The following is a 17,693-nucleotide window of genomic DNA, read 5'->3' on the forward strand; positions in this document are numbered from 1 at the left end:
GCCGAACACATCTGGGACAAGTCCACGGGTGTGTGGACGTGGATGTACTGCAACAACGTCGATCAACTGGCTCGGGAGGGCTTGTGGGACTAACTCAGCGCATCGTGATCATCTCCGATACTCAGCTGCCCTTCGAGGACAAGCGCGCCCTCAAGAACGTCATCAGCTTCATCGGCGCGTACCAGCCTGACGCGGTCTACCAGATCGGCGACTTCATGGACTACCCGACGCCATCGCGGTGGAGCCGGGGCACCCGCAACGAGTTCGAGCAGCAGGTCGTCAAGCACAGCGAGTACGGCAAGAAGAACCTGCTGGAGCCGCTGCGCAAGGTCTACAGCGGCCCGGTCGGCGTCCTGGAAGGAAACCATGACGAGCGCCCGAGGGTATACCTGGAGCAGACGGCGCCCGCTCTGGCCGAGTTCGCCGACAGCTTCCACTTCAGCAAGCTGCTCGACTTCGACGGCTTCGGAGTGACCCTCACACCCTCCTTCCACAAGGTGGGCCCCGACACCGTTCTCGTCCACGGACACGAGATCAAGGGCATGTCCCAGATCGCCGGGACCAGCGCCTACAACCACGCCGCCAAGGCCGGGGTCAACATCGTCATGGGACACACCCACCGCCTCGGCGTGCGACGGCACACCTCCCAGTGGTTCGGCGGCAAGGCCATCCGCAGGTGGGGATTCGAGGTGGGCAACCTCATGGACGTCCGCAAAACCCAGTACCTCGGAGCCGGGGCGGTCGCCAACTGGCAGCAGGGCTTCGGCATCCTCTACGTCGGCAAGTACGACGTCAGCCCGTACCCGGTGGACATCTTCTCCGATGGCTCCTTCGTGGTCGAAGGCGAGCGCTACGGCGCCCTCAAGCGCGCCCCCAGCGGCAAGTTCAAGGCCGCGTGATGACCCATGCCCAGATATATGAGATTGGTAGCAGCGTGATCAGCAGCGAGCACACCGACCTGCTCCTACGGGTAGCGACCAACGTCGGACGCAAGTTCGCCCAGCGATACCCCGCCATGCAAGCCGAAGATGTCTCCTCCGAGATCACCGTCCGGGCCCTGGAGGAGTGGAAGACCTTCGAGAACAAGCTCAACCGGGCCTCCGAGCACGGCCGGACCGAATACGAAGTCCTCCACCTACTTCTTTCTCAGCGGGCCTCGAAGTACTGCGGCGAGCAGAGCTACGCCTACCAGATGAACAGCGCACAGGCGATCTACACGCCCATGGAGGTCCGGGCGCTGCTGCGCGAGCACTACTACAACCCCGACTCCTGGACGACCCCCGGCAAGGACACCGAGCACGGCACCGCCGTACATCACAAGGGCCTGTGGGCCAACCTCGCCGACATCCGCGAAGCCCTCAACCGAGTCTCCGACAAGGCCCACGACCACATCCTGGCCGCCTACGGCCCCGAAGACCTGGGACTGCCCGAGCCTGACCGCTGGAGCGTGGACAGAGCCGTGGCTGCGGTCACCCGCGAGCTGAACAGGCACCTGAACAAGGTGAGCACCCCGCACGAAGGGCCGGGCGGACGCCGGGCCATCTCCAACGCCGAATCCAACTACACCACCAGGAAGCAGGGCTAACCCTTGACCAACTTCACCTTCGGCCCGACCGGCGAAGCTGTCTACACCAGGACCTACAGCCGCACCAAGGCCGATGGCAGCAAGGAGGTCTGGCCTGAGACCGTCCTTCGCGTCGTCGAAGGCAACCTTGGGCTGGTCGACTACAAGCACCGCGACGTCGCCGAGAGCTACGAACTGCGCAAGATGATGGAGTCCTTCCAGATCCTGCCCGCAGGCCGGCACCTGTGGGCCAGTGGAATCCGCGGACGCCAGTACCTGTTCAACTGCCACACCTCCGGCTGGACCGAGCGCTTCAGTGAGCACTTCGAGTTCACGTTCTTGCGCCTCATGGAAGGCGGGGGAGTCGGCAGCAACTACGCCTCGACCTACCTCGACACCTACGGCGAAGTGCGGCACGACCTGACCGTCCACATCGTGTGCGACCCCGGCCACGCCGACTACGCCGCCATGAAGGACGCGGGCCTGCTGAGCGAGGACTACTCCCATGAGTGGGACTGGCCCATGGTCGTCGATGACTCCCGCGAGGGATGGTCGGACGCTCTTTCCGAGCTGCTCGACGCCTACATGCGGCCCAGCACCCAGCACACCGACCGCATCTTCGACGTCTCCAACGTCCGCCCCGCTGGCGCGAGGTTGAAGACGTTCGGCGGCACCGCCTCGGGGCCAGCACCTCTGGCCCGGATGCTGCACGAGGTCTCCACCGTGCTCAACAACCGCAAGGGCGAGGCCGTCACTCCGCTGGACGCCATGGATATTGACCACGCCATCGCCCAGTGCGTCGTCGCCGGAGGCAACCGCCGCAGCGCCCGAATGGCGATGCTCCCCTGGGACGACGAGCAGATCTTCGACTTCATCGACTGCAAGGCCACCGGCAACCACTGGACAAGCAACATCTCGGTGGTCATCGACAACGCCTTCGTGGACGCCATCTCGGGGGAGGCCGGCGAGGAAGACAAGGCCCACGCCCAGGCCGTACTCGACAGGATCTCCAAGGGCATGCTCACCAACGGCGAGCCCGGCATCTGGAACCGCGACCTGAGCCAGGTGGGCGAGACCGGCGAGGTCTTCGCGACCAACCCCTGCGGTGAGATCGCCTTGGAGGAGTTCGAAAACTGCAACTTGGGCCATGTGAATTTGGCGGCGTTCGCCCCCGACCACGCAGGCGACGCCTTCGACATCGACGGGGCCGTCAAGGCCGCCCGGCTGATGACCCGCTTCCTCATCCGCGCCACCTTCGGGGACGTCAACGACCCGAACCAGGCGGCGATCCTCGCCAAGAACCGCAGGATCGGTGTGGGCCTGTTCGGTGTGCAGGAAGCACTGGCCCTCATGGGCATCCGCTACTCCGAAGCCCCCCAGTGGCTGTTCCCCAAGAAGCTCCTCAACCTGCTCCGTGATGCGATCCGAGACGAGGCCCGCAAGTACGCCTTCCAGCTCCGCATCCCCGAGCCGGTCAAGGTCACGACCATCGCCCCCACCGGCTCGATCGCCAAGCTCCCCGGCACCACCGAGGGCATCCACCCCATCTTCGCCCGCTACTACATCCGGCGAATCCGCTTCTCCACCATCGACCCCGACCAGTTCGCCCAGGTCTCCCGCTACATCCAGCTGGGCTACAACGTCGTAGACGACCCGATGGCGGCCAACACCGTCGTCGTGGAAATCCCCTCCAAGGAGTCCGTCGTGGAGCGGGTAGAGGCCGCAGGCTGGCCCGCCTCCATCGTCGAGTCCGCCGACGAGCTGACGCTGAAGCAGCTGCTGTCCGTCCAGGAGCTGGTGCAGGCGGAGTACGCCGACAACGCGGTGTCCTTCACGGCCAACGTCGACCCCGAGCGGTACTCGCCGCAGGACATGGCCGACACCATCTGGCACTTCGCCAACAAGCTCAAGGGCTTCACGATCTTCCCCGAGCAGGGCTACGCCCTCGCGCCCTACGAGCGGATCACCGAGCAGGACTACCTCGACTGGGTGACCTCCACCGGCCTGGCCCACGTCGAAGACGGTATCGACGAGGAATGCGCCAACGGCGCATGCCCCATTCGATAGTGCATCGTTAAAAGCCGGTAGCCCAAACCTGGATGATCCCGTACTTGACGAGTAGGTAGGCCACAGCAAGCCAAAAAAGGATCGGCCCAACCCATGCGAGTACGTCGCGGGCACTAATCCTTGATCTTGCGGGCGGGAACTGGGGGTAGGTCCCCCCCTGCCTTGAGGAAGGAGCGGTCCCCACTGGCCCCGGATCTGCGCGCCGCGTTTTCTGGGTGTCCCGTGCGCGTTTGTCCTGCTGCCGCGCGTAGTAGGTCTGCACGGCAGTCATGATCAAGCCGATCAGGCCAACAACTAAGGCCACTAGTTCCACCGAATCAGAGTAACGGGATATCTCCCTAATTTGGGGACCTGAAAACCATTCATCAATAACGACTTGAGCAACCCCACATACAAGAGATTGGTAACGCCATGAGCGCCTTCGACACCGACCCCTGGGCCACCGCAGCACCCGCCGCTGCGCCGCCCGCCGACGAGGCCCAGACCGCCGTACAGCCCACCAACACCCTCCCCACCACCGCACCGAGCAAGGAGAGCACCATCACCGTCAACAACAGCTCTGAGGCCAAGGTCACCACCACCATCAAGTACGGCAGCGGCTTCGACGCCCCCTGGACCGTCTTTCACAGCAACTCCGTGCAGGAGGCCGAAGCCACCCTCAACGAGGCCAAGGCCCTGCTGGAGCTGACCGCCAAGGTGGCCAAGTTCGCCAAGACGCTGGACTCCGGCACCGCCCCCCGCCCGGCCGCCAGCGCCGGGACGGCGCCTTCCCGCCCGGCCACCTCCACCCCGCCCGGCCAGCAGGGCAAGAGCTGCGCCCACGGCGAGATGACCTACCGCACCGGCAACGGCACCAAGGGCCCCTGGGCCGGATACTTCTGCCCGCTCCAGAAGGGCGACCCGGACCAGTGCAAGGCCATCTTCGTCCGGAACTGATCCACGCCCACATATAGGAGTCTGGTAGTGCGAACCCACGAGATGCGGCTCGCGGGCCGCACTGTCCATGGCCACGTCGTGGAAACCGAAGCCGACCTCGCACCGTTCGCGGAGTGGGCCTCACGCAACACCGAGTTCGGCTACGACTCGGAGACCACGAGCCTGGCCGTCTACAAGCCGGGCTTCCGGATGCGCACCGCCCAGTTCAGCGCGGGGGACCAGTCCTGGTACCTCCCCGTTGAGCGGCACCCCCGCATCCAGTGGTACGCCGCGACCACGTTGCGCCACGCGAAGAAGCTCTACATCCACAACGCGTCATTCGACCTCCAGGTGGCTGACCGCCACCTGGGGGTTCCCCTCGGGGAGTTGTTCCCAAAGACCATCGACACCGGGATCATCAGCCGCCTGGTCGACTCCCGCGCCCGCAAGGAAGGCGGCCCCGGACACACCTTGGAGGAGCTGACCGAGGTCTACGTCGACCCGGTGGCCGCCAAGGACATCAAGGGCAGCGTCGGACAGCAGTGCAAGGACCTCAAGGTCACCAAGGAGCAGTACTTCGAGTCGGTCTCGCTCGACGACGAGATCTACCAGATGTACTCGCTCATGGACCCGATCTTGGCCTGGGTCCTGGCCAAGACGCTCACACCGAAGATTCCCTCCTCAGCCCAACACCTCGTTGGCTATGAGCACGAGATCGCCCGCATCTGCTCCGACATCTCCAAACGCGGCTACCTGCTGGACCGGACCTACACCACCGAGCTGGCTACCCGCCTCCGACAGGAGGAGGAGTACTGGCTGATGGAGATCGAGCGCGAGGTCGAAAAGCTCGGCTTCATCGACGTCGAGGAGTTCAACCCCGGCTCGACCGACCAGGTCTTCGAAGCCCTCGTCTACATGGGGCACACGGAGTTCCTCCAGACCCCCACCGGCAAGGCCAAGGTCGATGACGACCTCCTGGAGCACCTGGCCGAAGGCGGCATGTACTTCGCCAGGGCGATCAAGGAGTACAAGAAGGCCGGCAAATGGGCGGGCACGTGGCCGGAGTCCTTCCTGGACAACGCGGACGAGGACGGCCGCTGCCACGCCAACATCAACACGCTCCAAGCCCGCACGGGCCGCATGTCCATCACCGGCATCCCGGCCCAGACCCTCCCGTCCTCGGACTGGATGATCCGCCGCTGCTTCCTCGCCGACGAGGAAGAGGTCTCCGGGTCGATCGACTACCAGGGCCAAGAGCTGCGCATGGCCGCCGCGCTCAGCGGCGACGAGCGCATGCACCGGGCCTTCGCCAACAACGAAGACCTGCACCAGATCACCGCCGACGCCGCAGGCGTGAGCCGAAAGATCGGCAAGATGGCGAACTTTTTGGTGTGTTTCGGCGGGGGCTGGAAGGCCCTCGTGGAGCAGGGCAAGGTCACCCCCGCAGTCGCCAAGCAGACCATCGCCGGATTCAACAAGGCGTACCCCGGCGTCGCCAAGCTCGCCAAGGAGATGACTCGCGAAGCGGGCAAGGCGGGCTACATCACCACGATCACAGGCCGCCGCCTGTACGTGGACTCCGACCGCGCCTACAGCGCGATCAACTACGCCATCCAGTCCGCGTCCCGCGATGTGACAGCCCGAGGGCTGATCAAGTGCGACCGGGCCGGACTTACTTCTTACTTGCGCCTGCCCGTCCATGACGAGGTCGTAGCCAGCCTGCCGAAGAAGCAGGCCAAGGAACTGGCCCTGTCGATCGGCGAATGCCTCCGCACACAGATCCGAGGCATCGACTTCACCACGGACGTGGCACTCGGAAAGCGCAGTTGGGGCTCTCTGCCCGACTACGGCGCCGACTACTAGGAGATCAACGTGAACGTCACACTCATCGCCACCACCCACTTCAACAGCGGCGCCTTCGAGGAAGCCACCGGCTTCCAGTCCGACGCATGGGCCACCTCCGCCGACCGGCTCGCGGAGGCCGCAGGCCGGCAGTGCTACGAAGCCTGGGGGCGCAAGAACCCGGCCACCGCCCACAACCGTGGCTACCTCGCCAACATCATCGAGCACCAGCACTTCTCGGTGCTGGAGCACTCCTCGGCGACGTTCCTCATCCGGGGCGTCAGCCGGACCCTGCTGGCGGAGCTGACCCGCCACCGGCACCTGTCCTTCTCCGTGCAGAGCCAGCGCTACGTGGACGAGACGGGCCGCGAGCCCGTCATCCCGCCCGCCCTGCGGGGGACCGACATGGAGGGCGACCTGCACGCCTTCCACGCCCAGGCGGTCGATCTGTACGTACAGGTGCGGAACGAGCTGGCTGCCCAGGGCGTGCCCCGCAAGAAGGCCAGAGAGGCCGCCCGCGCCTTCCTCCTCAACGCCCAGCCCGTGGACATGGTCGTCACCGGCAACCTGCGCGCTTGGAGAGAGGTGATCTCGAAGAGGTTCCACGTCGCCGCCGACGCGGAGATCCAGGAGATGTCAGCCCAGATCCTGACCCACCTCAAGACCATCGCCCCAGGGTCCTTCCAGGACTTCGAGGGCCTCATCGGCAACGACGTCATTCGTCGTGCCGCCTAACAAGAGTCTGGTAGCTCCCCGAGAGGCAACCCCATGAACCAGTTCAACCGCATCGTCGCCGCCATCTACGCCGTCCTCTTCGCCGTCCTCGGCACCACAGCCCTCATCGCCGCCATCGCCTTCTTCGTCAGGAGCTTCGTGTGAAGGACGCCATGGGCGCCACCCACCGCCGCACCAACGCCGAGGTGGCCTTCCACGGCTTCGAGAAGGAGTTCGTGATCGTCGTCCGCACCAGCCACCACCTCTACGGCACCACCAGCCACCACATCACCCCGCTCAGCATCGAGGCCGCCACCGACCTCCACCGCCAGCTCGGCGACGCCCTCACCGACGCCATGTGGGAGAACACCGACCGATCGGAGCTTCCGTACTGATGGACCTTCACGTCGTCCAGCGACCCAACGGGGCCTTCGAACTCGACGTCCGCGACCTCGACTTCCTCCCCTTCATCAACCCCACGGTCGAGCACACGACCTACTGCCCAAACCGCCTGAACGCCGACATCCCATTCGGCAAGCTCACCGTCATCAACCTGGAGAAGCTCATGGCCGACTACCCCCAGCACACCCGCCTGCGCGGGTCCAACGCCAACCTCGACGCCGCCTACCGCCTCATCAAGCTCGACGAGGAGATCAGCCAGCTCCGCAAGACGAACGACACCCTGCGAGCCTCGCTGGAGCACGCCAGGTCGGCCGACAACGGCCTGAAGACCCGCATCGAGAACCGCATTGTCAAGGCCAGGAAGCTCCTGGAGCGCCTCACCAAGGCAGGCGACTACACGGCCATGGCCATCGTCTCCGCCCGCCTGCGCGAGCTGGAGAGCCTCCTGTGAAGATCGAGGACGCCATCTTCCTCTTCATCTCCGTGGCCTGCATCATCATTGGCGTCGTCCTCATGGGCCTCGTCGTCTTCCTCTAGGGAGCCCCTTGCTCGACCACTTCGAGGAGACCCATGTCTTCGATGAGAAGCACCCCCGAAACATCCAGATCCGCTCCCATGAGCGGCCCAGCTGGGATGAGTACTTCCTTGGCATCGCCCGAGCAGTCTCTCTCCGGGGGGACTGCTCTCGCCGTCGCGTTGGCGCGGTCCTCGTTCGCCCCGACCACCGAACAGCCGGCACCGGGTACAACGGCGTACCGCCTGGCGCCCCTGGCTGCCTCACTGCGCCGTGTGAGCGAGTCGGCAAGGCGCTGCGCGGGGACGATGTCTGCCCTGGCTACAGCGATTGCAGGTCTGTCCACGCCGAAGCCAACGCACTCTTGGACGCCGACAGAGACGACCGCGTGGGAGCCACCCTCTACGTCACCGACGAGCCCTGCTCGTCCTGCATGAAGCTAATCCGCGGTGCCGGTGTGGCCCACGTAGTGACCCCGCAGAGCCTGTGACAGGAAGAACCCCCCTCTCTATGAGGGGGGTTCGCTAATTAGTGGTTTCTTGTTTGGCCCGCAGACTTGCTTGGGTCCGTCGCAGATACAGGCGGTTGGGTATGTGTAAGTTTTTGGGTTCTTCTGGGGCAATTAGGTTGCAGCCTGATCGTCCCGTGAGACTTCCACTTCAGCGCTATTCATGCTCCGACGAACTTTGATCCCTGTGGGGCGGATCTCGATCTCTATATCTGCATTTTCGACGTAACCGGCCTGTTTGAACAGCAACCAGGCCCCCAAGATAGCAAGAAGCCGATAAAGCAGGAAGAGAATGATGCCGCCACTGCCAGCCGCCAGGAGCGAACTCCCGACACTGGCCACCGGTCTCCTAGTCCCCCGTCTCCTGACTCGACCTAGACGCACTCATAGGCTGACCAACCTCCTAGATCACCTTGAGAGGGGCGATCCCTCTCGTTCAGGTGAGACTACAAGGGCTGCTGATGCCCTGGGGGAACCGAATCGCGTTCTGTAGATAACTACCGGAGATGACTAGACACATACCTGAGGTGACTAGCCCTCGGCCTTCGGGCCGAGGGCGCTTTTTTTATGCCTCCACCGGCTCCGGTGGATGAATCCGCAGATCACAGCGCGGGCAGTGGAACGGCACCAAGATGTCCTGCACCAGCTCGGCCTGGTGGACCAAGAGCCAGTCGTAGATCTGGTACAGCAGGTACAGGCTGATGTGGACCTTGTCCGCCATCTCCCGATACGCCCCGGCCGCCATCTGCCGCCGCATCACATACAACACAGACCTGCTGCCGCTTAGATCGTTTAGCAGCTTGGCATAGTCGTGAAGCTCTCTCCGGGCCTCAACGCCTACAGGTTTAGGCGCGATCTCGGACATCCTGTATCCCTCGCTAGATGTCGGATGATGCGATGACACAACACCGGTCTACCAAAACATATTTCGTGCACAAAATATTGAAACGTCTACGATGGCCAAAGAATGTAAAGAAATCATCAAGAATGATCTCCGGCAACTTCGAGAAGGCTTCGAAAAGCCCGCCCGCAGCGAGGTCCCACACCAGTGGAGATCCGCAGCCACTGTGACCAGCGCCACAGCTGCCAGTGCAACCGAACACTCCCCGCAGCCGAGATGGCCCCGACGACAACCCAGGGTGAAGGTTGGTACGATCCTCCCCGGTCGGATCACCGACCGGACAACCCGACTTCTTACTTCTTTCTAAGGGACGCGCATGGCTACCAAACTGGTGGTGATCTGCGACTGGCACGAGGGCGACACCGAGGCTACCCACCACAACGAGTGGACCAACCCCAAGGGGGAACTCAAGGAGAACGACCTTTGTGATGACCACCAGAAGGTCTTCACCGAGGCGTGGGAGGCCATCGAGAAGGGCTCCACTACCCGCACCGCACCGACCGCCAACGGCCGAACCCCCCGCAAGAAGCTCCCGAAGGGGCAGCACAGCCCCAACGCCCAAGCCAGGGCCTGGGCACTGGCCAACAACATGGAAGTCAACGCACACGGGAGAGTGGGCTTCCACATCGAACGAGCCTGGAAGCAGGCCGGCCAGCCCAACCTACTCGAAGGTAAAAGCTGATCTACTTATTACCGAGATCCTTTTTACTGGATCTCCTTAATCTTGCCTTTCGCTTTGCTCGGTGTGACCATCGCGAGACTGAATTAGGCAACAACCTTTGGTAAAACTTACCTTCATGCAAGTCAGTTCTGGCTCCGGAGCCTCAGGCGCCCCCCTCGCGCACGGCCCGGCAGATGCCCTCCACCCCCTAGGCGACATCGAGGTGCTCACGCACACGGCCTCGGGCGTCCACGTCCTGCGACAGGGGTACGCGGACGGCTATATCTACGAATACATGGTGCCCGTCGGGGTTCCCGTAGATCCAAATCAGATCTACTTCGCGATCCCCTTCTTCCAAGGCCGCTATCTCCGAACCTTCAGCGAAGGCGAGTTCAACTACATCACCGTCTGGGTGCCCATGGAGAAGACAGAAGGCTTCGACCTAGCCTTCGACGCAGCCGCCGCGATGCCCGACTTCGACCTGACGGCCCCAGAGGCAGAGTCCGAACTCCTGCACCAGGACGAGCGAGCCGTCATCAGCCGAATCCGGCTCTCCACAGGCTGGCTGTACCTCGTCGACCACCAGCTCGGCTTCCCCTGGCCGAGCCCCGTGAACTACCCCTGCCTCGTACCGATCGTCAACGCCCCCATCGTCTCGGTGAACCAGACCGGCACGAGCTTCGTCTCCAAGTTCTGGGTATCTGACAACGTGACCACTACTGCCGTTGCTTAGCCGGCCTCACGGCCGGAGGTGCTCGATGGACGACGACCCAAGATTCACCTACGGGCTCATGCACGACGTGCGGGAGGTGCTGGAGAGCTACGGCTACCGGCTCCCCGAAGGCGAACAGGAGAGGCACGCGGCGCTCGGCGCCAGCACGGTAGCGCTGCTCCACCTGGTGGAGACTTTCGAGGGCTGTAGACCTCCCTGAACCCCCTCTGCGGGAGGCATTTTCAGGGTCGCCGGCTGATTCCTCACCGCGGTCCCTCAGACACCCCGCTCACGGCCCCAGAAGGGCTCTCTGAGCGGGGATTTTGTCGTTCTGGGAGGACTAGCTCGGCAGAATCGTGTGGAGAAACCCCGCGCAGACGAAGCCAAGGCCCACCCCCACGACCAGGCCGCCTGCGAAGCCGAGTCCGATGCCCACGGCAGCGCTAACCGCAAGAATGATGGCCCAACGGAGTGGGAGTCGGTTGTTGTTGGGACGGCACATGATCATACCTCCGGGTAAAGGCACCTCAGGTGCCGCCTGAATTACCGACGTGCCCATTGGAGGCAACGTCCTTGATCGTTGAATGAGGCTGGTTCGCCCCTCTGTCTTTGGACTGTACCGACGGTTCGCCAATAGGAATCTGCACACAGCGCTAAGTGGACGTTCCCGCAGGTCAGCGCCATGAAAGAGGTCTAAACCAATCTACTTTTGGGGCGGAAAACGCGGTTTAATCTGGTTGCGAGAATCTGGTTGCGAGAATTGGTCTAAACCAATTTTTAGCCGCGTTGGGGACCTGCTTGTCTCGCCGCCGAGCAATATCAGGGCTTGAAGCCGTGAAGACTGCTGTTGCGTGTGCGTTCCCGCGCTTCGCGGGCCCTTCTTGCGAGGAGGAGTTTCGCGGTCGCCGACACCTGGCTACTGTGGACCTCCGAACACCCGGCCGCAGGCTCAAAAGGGCCTTCTGGGCGGGGATTTCTTTGCTTTGAGACCTTTCGTTGATCTCATGTTTTGAGCCCACGAAGGGTCACGCAACGCGAGCCCAGACTTGTACTTATTCGGAAGAGGCAGACCCTCCGGGCTCGCGTGCATCATGATCTTAGGTATCCCCCCACCCCTTGATCACTCTCCTTCCTTGATCCATCCGTGCCCCGGCACGGTGAGAGAGAAGTAAGAGCGCTGATCATGGACTTCTTTACTTCTTTCTCCGCAGTGCCTCATGCCTCACTGCCTCTGTCTCACTAGCTCACTGCCTTACTCACCCATCACTTCCTCTCTGCCTGCCTGCCCATGAGAGCGCGCGTGCTGAGCCTTATTGCTCAGCTGTGTGTGTGCGTGGTCGCACGCGCGCAACGTGCGCTGAGTCCTGTGTGTGCATGGTGCTGTCTGTGTGCGCACGGGGGGAGAGAGCACCGGGGGAGGAGGCGGAGGCGAGCCTTTGAGCAGGCTCACCATGATTCTTTAAGGGGAGTATCCGCAGCTCAGGGGCAATAGGAGTGTGGGAACAGAGCAACCTCGTCTTGAGATTGGTAACTCAGTGCCGTAATGTCTGTCCTGTCACCACCGAGCACCGCCCAGCACCACCGGGGGGAGCACGGAGGAGGCGCCCCTACCAGGGGACCAACCCAGTACACCGGGGAGGCTGACCAGGTGAGGGGCGTGGCGAACGGCCACCGGGGATCACGAAGAACCTGCCAGAGCGTGGGGGAGTGATCATCACCCGAACGGCCAATCAGCCGCAAACAAGAGTGTGGTAAAGTAGTACCAAGTCCAGCCCCTCCGGGAGCTGGCGGGCGGAACATCGCCTTATCCCTTCAAGCCTCCTGCGGGAGGCGCTGGTGAGCCCCAAGCGGGCAGGCCCTCAAACCCTTCTTGAGAACTCAATAGCGGACGGATCAAACGCCTCTCCAATGCGAATGGTGAGTGTGCTTGATCTTCATACGGGCTGCCTGTCGGGACGTTATGCACAGGCGTAGAAGAACATCACCGCTTCGGCGGTGGTCTAGGAATCACATCATGGAATGCGGTTCCCAGATCACAACTGGAGGTTCAATGCTTGATTTCACCTATGGCGCATATCCTCACCGCGATGGATTGGCCATGAAGGACGGGAATGGCGAGACAAAGGGCGTGACAATGCGTCGGGAAGAGCAGGTTGGGTCTACTGTCTGGGAAACTCACGAGGCATACATCGTCTATGGCGAGCGTGTTCGGTTCATCGGTACGGCCCACGATGTGTGGTCGGCATTCGCTCAGATCGAGCAGTGGTACGCGGATCAGGACAACTACTACCTGGGATTCGACGCGGCCTAATGGCCTTTCTATGCCCGTAAACAAGAGTGTGGGAATTTAGGAGTGTGGGAGATATGACCATTTCGATTCAGGCAAATGCCGAGACCCGCGAGCTTTATGTGAACAACATCATCCGGGTTTGGGATTCGGCCACATGCGATCAGTTGGCGCGTGGCAGGAACTGGTATCCGACCGCGCATCAGCTTGCGGAAATGATGTCTGACGGTCACGTAGTCAAGGGTGCGGGCGTTATCGCCGCACTCTCCGCTAACAAGCGATGGGGCGAGAACATCGTGCTCGCTAATCGCGCATTCGATGCCGGAAAGGCTTCGGGGCATTTCTCCGACGCCATTCGTAAGGCGGAAAGGATTATGTCGGGTGAGCAGCCAGAGCAAGTGCTACCAATGGACATCAAGACCGGTCATTTCTACCGGTGCATTCTCGACCCCACCGACCCTGACGCGATCTGCATTGATCGCCATGCTCACGACATTGCCGTGGGTGAAAGGTATGGGCAGAAGTCACGTGGCCTGGGTGCGAGAGGACGCTATGCACTTATGGCACACGTTTACCGAGAGGCCGCGCAGCGCCTCGGGGAACTCCCGCAAGTCGTCCAGGCCGTGACCTGGGTTGTCTGGACCGAGCAGAGCAAGGGTGCGTGAGCGATGAGTGAGAGCGAAGCACTGAGCATCGTGCTCAACCGAATCAAGGACGTCGTATACAGCGACACATTCGGCGGCATATTCGAATGCCCCAAGTGTCAGCGACTTCTACACGGACTCGATGACGGCGATTACCTCGAATGCATGGTGAACAACGTATTCAGCCACAAATGCCCATGAACGGAATGTTGGGCCTGGTGGCCCTCGGGCCACCTTACCGAGCAATTCGCTCACATACACGAAAGGGAATCAGAGATGCGTACTCACGAATCCACCATCACTGTCCACTTCTGGAACCTCGCCGCATACACCAACGGCCAGCTGGTCGGCGACTGGGTTGACCTTGACACGTGCACGGACCTTGACGATTTCGAGGCCAAGGTGAAAGCGGTCACCAAGGGTGCCGAGGAACTCCTGGTCAGCGCCTCCGAGTGCGATTTCGGAATCACGTTCTCCGAGTACCAGGACCTCGGTTCGATCTGGGAAGCGCATGAAGCGCTTCTTGAGATTCTCGAAGACGAGCGTGACGCATTCGCTGAATACCTCTCCTACATCGGCGGGGTCGAGAGCCTTGATGAGTGCGTCCGCAGCTGGCGGGACGCCTACTGCGGCCGTTACGACTCGATCGAGGAATACGCCTGGTCAGTCGCTGAGGACTGCTACCCGGAGCTGGCCAATGTGCCGCCCGGCTTCCGTGTCCAGGTGGACACCGCCACATGGGAGGCCGACCACTGGATCTCCGCCACCGGCAACGTCTTCCGATCCGCCTGAAAGGGCGGGCGAATGTGTGAGAGATGCGGAACCAAGCTGTACGAGGAGAGGCCCGGAAATGGCTTCACCGACTGCGGTATGTGCTACCTGAATGGCCTGTTCGACGAAATCACCACGGTTGGAGAAACGAAATGAACGACGCAATCACCCGCGCAAAGAATGTCCAGCAGACCTACCTGAAAGTGAGCGGTGCCGATCTGAGCGAAAGGGTGGCGGACATCATCACCGACCAGCTTCGGGTCCTGCCCGGACATGAGTGGGAGCGGGTGATCCGTAGCGCGGTGGTAAGCGCCTATGAGGAGATCCACGGAAATCGCCTGGGCCTCGACGTTGATGTCTTCATCATCGGTGCGGAGCACGACGAGGAAGAGATGGCGGCCTGAAATGAAAGTTACTTCGCTGGTCTGCGACTGGTTTATGCCGAATGACGGGGCCACTCCGCTGGTCATCGTCATCACGATGCCCGACGACTACGAATTCAGCATCGACGAGTGCCCGAAACTTGGAATGCGTTCCTGGCAAAGTTCGGCGGTGATGAAGGATACGAGATCGCGGACGACATGTGCATGAGCGAGTACATCTACGAGGTCTTCAGGGTTGATATCGACCTCAGTTCATTTGAGAAAGTGGGCCACATCACTGGCTCCACATTCACCTGCCTGAGTAGCGGTTGGGCTTGGGGCGCCCGAATGGGTGCCCCTTGCCGAGCCTCTAAGGACTCGACTTACTTCGTAAAGGAGATTGCTATGAGCACATTGACGAATGAGATGCCGGTCGCTGGCGAGGACATGTTCAACGGTCCGTTCGGCAAGATGGTCGAAGAGATCGACAAGTACACCGAAGGTTCCAAGGTTGGCGTGCTCGTCACGTTCATCGGGGCATTCAGTGCGGCGGTGGGCGGCTTGCCCGGTGTCGGCACGGGCAAGGGGAGTATGCCCTTGAGCTTCTGGCCGGTTCTGGTGGGCCCGACCGGTGTCGGCCGTAAGGGAACAGCTACCGGAATTGCGATGAAGGTTGTGGAGTCCGGGCTGGGGTCCTTCTTCCAGAACAACGTCTCATACAACCTCCCGGCCACGGGGCTGGGTTTCGCCAACGAGCTGGCGGAGCGCGCCATCCGGGGCGTGTCGGCTCCCATGCTGTTCATCTCCGAGGAGATGGATGAGTTCATCGCGAATGCCAAGCGGGACACCAAGATCGGCGGGTACCTCCGTAAGGCGTGGGACGGCTCGACCATCGGCCACCGCACCAGCCAGGTTGATCTCCAGATCCACAAGCCGCATGTGGCGATCGTCGGACATGTGCAGCCGATGAACTGGGGTGCGATCTCGGGCAGCCGGGATGCGACGGGCGGCACGTACAACAGGTTCTTCCCCGTCTGGGTGATCCAGAGCAAGAAGCTCCCGGTGTTCTCCTCGGCGAACCCAGACAAGGTCATCGAGCGTCTGGGCAACCGGTTCCGCAGCATGGTCAACTTCGCCCAAGAGGTCACGGACTTGAGCGTTCCGAAGGACGTGGCCAAGGTCTTCGAGGCCAAGCACCGCGAGATCTGCGACGCGATGACGAACGGCAATGAGGCCCTCGGGCAGTACACCGAGCGGGCCATGGCCTACATGATCCGCCTGGCCGGGCTGTACGCCCTGGCCGACAAGCGCACAGAGATCACGGTCGCGGACTTCGATGCGGCGCTGGCGCTCGTCACCTACATGGTCGAGACGGTCACGTACACGCTGCCTGAGACGTCGGCGTCCGGCGACGACATCCCGGCGCGCATCCTGGCCTTCATTCAGGAGGCCGGGCCGGAGGGCGTGACCAGCACCGAGGTTGCCCGCAAGTTCCAGAAGGTCAGGGCCGCCGAGATTCGCGCCATCACCGACGCCTGCGACTCCGTGTTCACCTCCAAGCTGCGGTCCGAGGGTGGCCGCCCGGCAACCCTCTTTACCTGGGTTGAGGAGCCCGAGGAGGTCGTGACGGAATCCGCGGTGGCCGTCGAGCTGGACCAGCTCGTCGCCGCGTGACGGTCCCTCTGCTCACCGGGCCTCGGTCCGGTCGAGCGGGGAGATCGCCATCGCGGTCTGTAAGTCCCCATCGAAAGGAACCGCCCATGAAGACCTTGCAGTTCGGCGACGTGCTCAACAACGGAGGGAGGGTCCTGCATTACGTCCCCGGCGTGGGCTGCCGGTCCGGGTACGTGTTCGCCATCTACAGGGGCCAGTTCGTCTCCTGGCGCACACCGAGGGACCGGGACGGCAACCTCGGCGAGGTTGAGCACGGCCGCTACTTCGGCGACGACTTCGACCGAGGCTGGGCGGTCCATCGCCTGCGTAGCGGTCTCCTTATCGAGATCAGCGCGGGATACCCAAGCACCATCTGACATAGAAGAATCGCTTGATCGTCAAGCTTGAGCACCTGGGAGAAGTGCATGCAGAACCATCAGCCTCACCAACCTAATCAGCCTCACCCGCAGTACCAGCAGCACCCGCAGTACCCGCCGCAGTATCAGCAGCCTGTGATCATCCAGCAGAAGCAGTCGAACGGCTGCTTGAAGGGCTGTTTGATCGTCGTGGTAGCCGTCATCGGTCTGGGTATCGTCGGTCGCATCGTGGGCGCGTCTGACGACCGGCCCACTCCCCTCGCGGACTCCTTCAGATCCACCGCGCCTAGCGTGCCGGTTGTATCCGCCGAAGCTGTCCCCGGTACCAAGGCTCCTCAGGAGGAGCCCAAGCCGGAGCCGGAGCCGAAGCCGGAACTGCCGCGTGTCGGTGACACGGTGCGCGACGGCAAGTTCTCCTTCAAGATCACCAAGGTCGAGAAGGGTGTCGCACGGGTCGGTAGCGAGTTGTTTGGCTCGGATGCTCAGGGTGAGTACGTGATCATCCACGTCAACGTGAAGAACGTCGGGGATGAGGCACAGACCTTCTCAGGCGGTAACCAGAAGCTCATCGACTCCAGGGGCCGGGAGTACGACGCGGACACCGGGGCGGCCATCTTCATCAAGGACGCCAACTCTTTCCTGGAGAAGATCAACCCCGGTAACTCGGTCGATGGCCTGCTGCTGTTCGACATGCCCAAGAGGGCGAGGCTCTCGGCCATCGTGCTGCGCGACTCGCTGTTCTCCGGGGGTGTGACCGTCAGCCTCCGGTAGCTCGCGGGGCGGGACCTGACTGGGGTTA

21 protein-coding genes are annotated in these 17,693 nt (G+C 62.4%); 19 read left to right on the forward strand and 2 right to left on the reverse strand.

Going from position 1 to position 17,693, the window contains the following annotated elements:
- Positions 1-83: 83 nt before the first annotated feature.
- The 9 genes from ACVCAG_RS30860 (at position 84) to ACVCAG_RS30900 (ending at position 8,508) form a co-directional block, all read left to right on the forward strand.
- Positions 84-899: a metallophosphoesterase gene (locus ACVCAG_RS30860; protein ID WP_447190899.1), complete on the forward strand. Its 816-nt coding sequence runs from the start codon at positions 84-86 to the stop codon at positions 897-899.
- 35 nt (positions 900-934) lie between these two features.
- Positions 935-1,585, forward strand: a complete 651-nt coding sequence (locus ACVCAG_RS30865; protein WP_447190900.1) for a hypothetical protein — start codon at positions 935-937, stop codon at positions 1,583-1,585.
- A 3-nt stretch (positions 1,586-1,588) separates the two neighbouring features.
- Complete coding sequence (gene nrdJ / locus ACVCAG_RS30870; protein ID WP_447190901.1) at positions 1,589-3,631, forward strand: ribonucleoside-triphosphate reductase, adenosylcobalamin-dependent; 2,043 nt, start codon at positions 1,589-1,591, stop codon at positions 3,629-3,631.
- 411 nt (positions 3,632-4,042) lie between these two features.
- On the forward strand, positions 4,043-4,567 hold the full coding sequence (locus tag ACVCAG_RS30875; protein WP_447190902.1) for a hypothetical protein: 525 nt from the start codon (positions 4,043-4,045) through the stop codon (positions 4,565-4,567).
- A 27-nt stretch (positions 4,568-4,594) separates the two neighbouring features.
- Positions 4,595-6,409 carry a DNA polymerase gene (locus ACVCAG_RS30880; RefSeq protein WP_447190903.1) on the forward strand — a complete coding sequence of 605 codons (1,815 nt, stop codon included), beginning with the start codon at positions 4,595-4,597 and terminating at the stop codon, positions 6,407-6,409.
- A gap of 9 nt (positions 6,410-6,418) precedes the next feature.
- Complete coding sequence (gene thyX, locus ACVCAG_RS30885; protein ID WP_447190904.1) at positions 6,419-7,123, forward strand: FAD-dependent thymidylate synthase; 705 nt, start codon at positions 6,419-6,421, stop codon at positions 7,121-7,123.
- A gap of 140 nt (positions 7,124-7,263) precedes the next feature.
- Complete coding sequence (locus ACVCAG_RS30890) at positions 7,264-7,497, forward strand: hypothetical protein (protein WP_447190905.1); 234 nt, start codon at positions 7,264-7,266, stop codon at positions 7,495-7,497.
- On the forward strand, positions 7,497-7,955 hold the full coding sequence (locus ACVCAG_RS30895; RefSeq protein WP_447190906.1) for a hypothetical protein: 459 nt from the start codon (positions 7,497-7,499) through the stop codon (positions 7,953-7,955). Before ACVCAG_RS30890 ends, ACVCAG_RS30895 begins: the two co-directional genes overlap by 1 nt.
- A 94-nt stretch (positions 7,956-8,049) precedes the next feature.
- Positions 8,050-8,508 (forward strand): deoxycytidylate deaminase, encoded by a 459-nt coding sequence (locus ACVCAG_RS30900; protein ID WP_447190907.1) that lies wholly within the window; start codon positions 8,050-8,052, stop codon positions 8,506-8,508.
- A gap of 132 nt (positions 8,509-8,640) precedes the next feature.
- Here the strand turns inward: ACVCAG_RS30900 and ACVCAG_RS30905 are convergent, their stop codons facing one another.
- Both ACVCAG_RS30905 and ACVCAG_RS30910 read right to left on the reverse strand, forming a co-directional pair.
- Complete coding sequence (locus ACVCAG_RS30905; protein ID WP_447190908.1) at positions 8,641-8,868, reverse strand: hypothetical protein; 228 nt, start codon at positions 8,866-8,868, stop codon at positions 8,641-8,643.
- A 223-nt stretch (positions 8,869-9,091) separates the two neighbouring features.
- Entirely contained in the window at positions 9,092-9,391 is a 300-nt protein-coding gene (locus tag ACVCAG_RS30910; RefSeq protein ID WP_447190909.1) for a hypothetical protein, read from the reverse strand.
- A 352-nt stretch (positions 9,392-9,743) separates the two neighbouring features.
- Here ACVCAG_RS30910 and ACVCAG_RS30915 point away from each other — a divergent pair, with 352 nt between their 5' ends.
- From ACVCAG_RS30915 to ACVCAG_RS30960, 10 genes are all read left to right on the forward strand, one after another.
- Positions 9,744-10,109: a hypothetical protein gene (locus tag ACVCAG_RS30915; RefSeq protein ID WP_447190910.1), complete on the forward strand. Its 366-nt coding sequence runs from the start codon at positions 9,744-9,746 to the stop codon at positions 10,107-10,109.
- A 115-nt stretch (positions 10,110-10,224) separates the two neighbouring features.
- Positions 10,225-10,821, forward strand: a complete 597-nt coding sequence (locus ACVCAG_RS30920) for a hypothetical protein (RefSeq protein WP_447190911.1) — start codon at positions 10,225-10,227, stop codon at positions 10,819-10,821.
- Positions 10,822-10,846: 25 nt separating this feature from the next.
- Positions 10,847-11,020, forward strand: a complete 174-nt coding sequence (locus tag ACVCAG_RS30925) for a hypothetical protein (RefSeq protein ID WP_447190912.1) — start codon at positions 10,847-10,849, stop codon at positions 11,018-11,020.
- A gap of 1,830 nt (positions 11,021-12,850) precedes the next feature.
- Entirely contained in the window at positions 12,851-13,111 is a 261-nt protein-coding gene (locus ACVCAG_RS30930; RefSeq protein ID WP_447190913.1) for a hypothetical protein, read from the forward strand.
- 53 nt (positions 13,112-13,164) lie between these two features.
- Positions 13,165-13,752: a DUF7178 family protein gene (locus ACVCAG_RS30935; RefSeq protein ID WP_447190914.1), complete on the forward strand. Its 588-nt coding sequence runs from the start codon at positions 13,165-13,167 to the stop codon at positions 13,750-13,752.
- Positions 13,753-14,007: 255 nt separating this feature from the next.
- On the forward strand, positions 14,008-14,523 hold the full coding sequence (locus tag ACVCAG_RS30940) for an antirestriction protein ArdA (protein WP_447190915.1): 516 nt from the start codon (positions 14,008-14,010) through the stop codon (positions 14,521-14,523).
- A 131-nt stretch (positions 14,524-14,654) separates the two neighbouring features.
- Positions 14,655-14,906 (forward strand): hypothetical protein, encoded by a 252-nt coding sequence (locus ACVCAG_RS30945; RefSeq protein ID WP_447190916.1) that lies wholly within the window; start codon positions 14,655-14,657, stop codon positions 14,904-14,906.
- Between the two features lie 363 nt (positions 14,907-15,269).
- On the forward strand, positions 15,270-16,538 hold the full coding sequence (locus ACVCAG_RS30950) for a DUF3987 domain-containing protein (RefSeq protein WP_447190917.1): 1,269 nt from the start codon (positions 15,270-15,272) through the stop codon (positions 16,536-16,538).
- 86 nt (positions 16,539-16,624) lie between these two features.
- Positions 16,625-16,894: a hypothetical protein gene (locus tag ACVCAG_RS30955; protein ID WP_447190918.1), complete on the forward strand. Its 270-nt coding sequence runs from the start codon at positions 16,625-16,627 to the stop codon at positions 16,892-16,894.
- 135 nt (positions 16,895-17,029) lie between these two features.
- Positions 17,030-17,665: a DUF4352 domain-containing protein gene (locus ACVCAG_RS30960; protein WP_447190919.1), complete on the forward strand. Its 636-nt coding sequence runs from the start codon at positions 17,030-17,032 to the stop codon at positions 17,663-17,665.
- Positions 17,666-17,693 lie beyond the last annotated feature (28 nt).

The sequence above is a fragment of the Streptosporangium sp. G12 genome (assembly GCF_052983175.1).

Bases quoted from the DNA above. Each gene is read 5' to 3' on its own strand.
- ACVCAG_RS30940 (WP_447190915.1), top strand. From the start codon at position 14,008: ATGCGTACTCACGAATCCACCATCACTGTCCACTTCTGGAACCTCGCC.
- ACVCAG_RS30935 (WP_447190914.1), top strand. From the start codon at position 13,165: ATGACCATTTCGATTCAGGCAAATGCCGAGACCCGCGAGCTTTATGTG.
- ACVCAG_RS30925 (WP_447190912.1), top strand. From the start codon at position 10,847: ATGGACGACGACCCAAGATTCACCTACGGGCTCATGCACGACGTGCGG.
- ACVCAG_RS30920 (WP_447190911.1), top strand. From the start codon at position 10,225: ATGCAAGTCAGTTCTGGCTCCGGAGCCTCAGGCGCCCCCCTCGCGCAC.
- ACVCAG_RS30950 (WP_447190917.1), top strand. From the start codon at position 15,270: ATGAGCACATTGACGAATGAGATGCCGGTCGCTGGCGAGGACATGTTC.
- ACVCAG_RS30895 (WP_447190906.1), top strand. From the start codon at position 7,497: ATGGACCTTCACGTCGTCCAGCGACCCAACGGGGCCTTCGAACTCGAC.
- ACVCAG_RS30930 (WP_447190913.1), top strand. From the start codon at position 12,851: ATGCTTGATTTCACCTATGGCGCATATCCTCACCGCGATGGATTGGCC.
- ACVCAG_RS30915 (WP_447190910.1), top strand. From the start codon at position 9,744: ATGGCTACCAAACTGGTGGTGATCTGCGACTGGCACGAGGGCGACACC.
- ACVCAG_RS30875 (WP_447190902.1), top strand. From the start codon at position 4,043: ATGAGCGCCTTCGACACCGACCCCTGGGCCACCGCAGCACCCGCCGCT.
- ACVCAG_RS30910 (WP_447190909.1), bottom strand. From the start codon at position 9,391: ATGTCCGAGATCGCGCCTAAACCTGTAGGCGTTGAGGCCCGGAGAGAG.
- ACVCAG_RS30955 (WP_447190918.1), top strand. From the start codon at position 16,625: ATGAAGACCTTGCAGTTCGGCGACGTGCTCAACAACGGAGGGAGGGTC.
- ACVCAG_RS30945 (WP_447190916.1), top strand. From the start codon at position 14,655: ATGAACGACGCAATCACCCGCGCAAAGAATGTCCAGCAGACCTACCTG.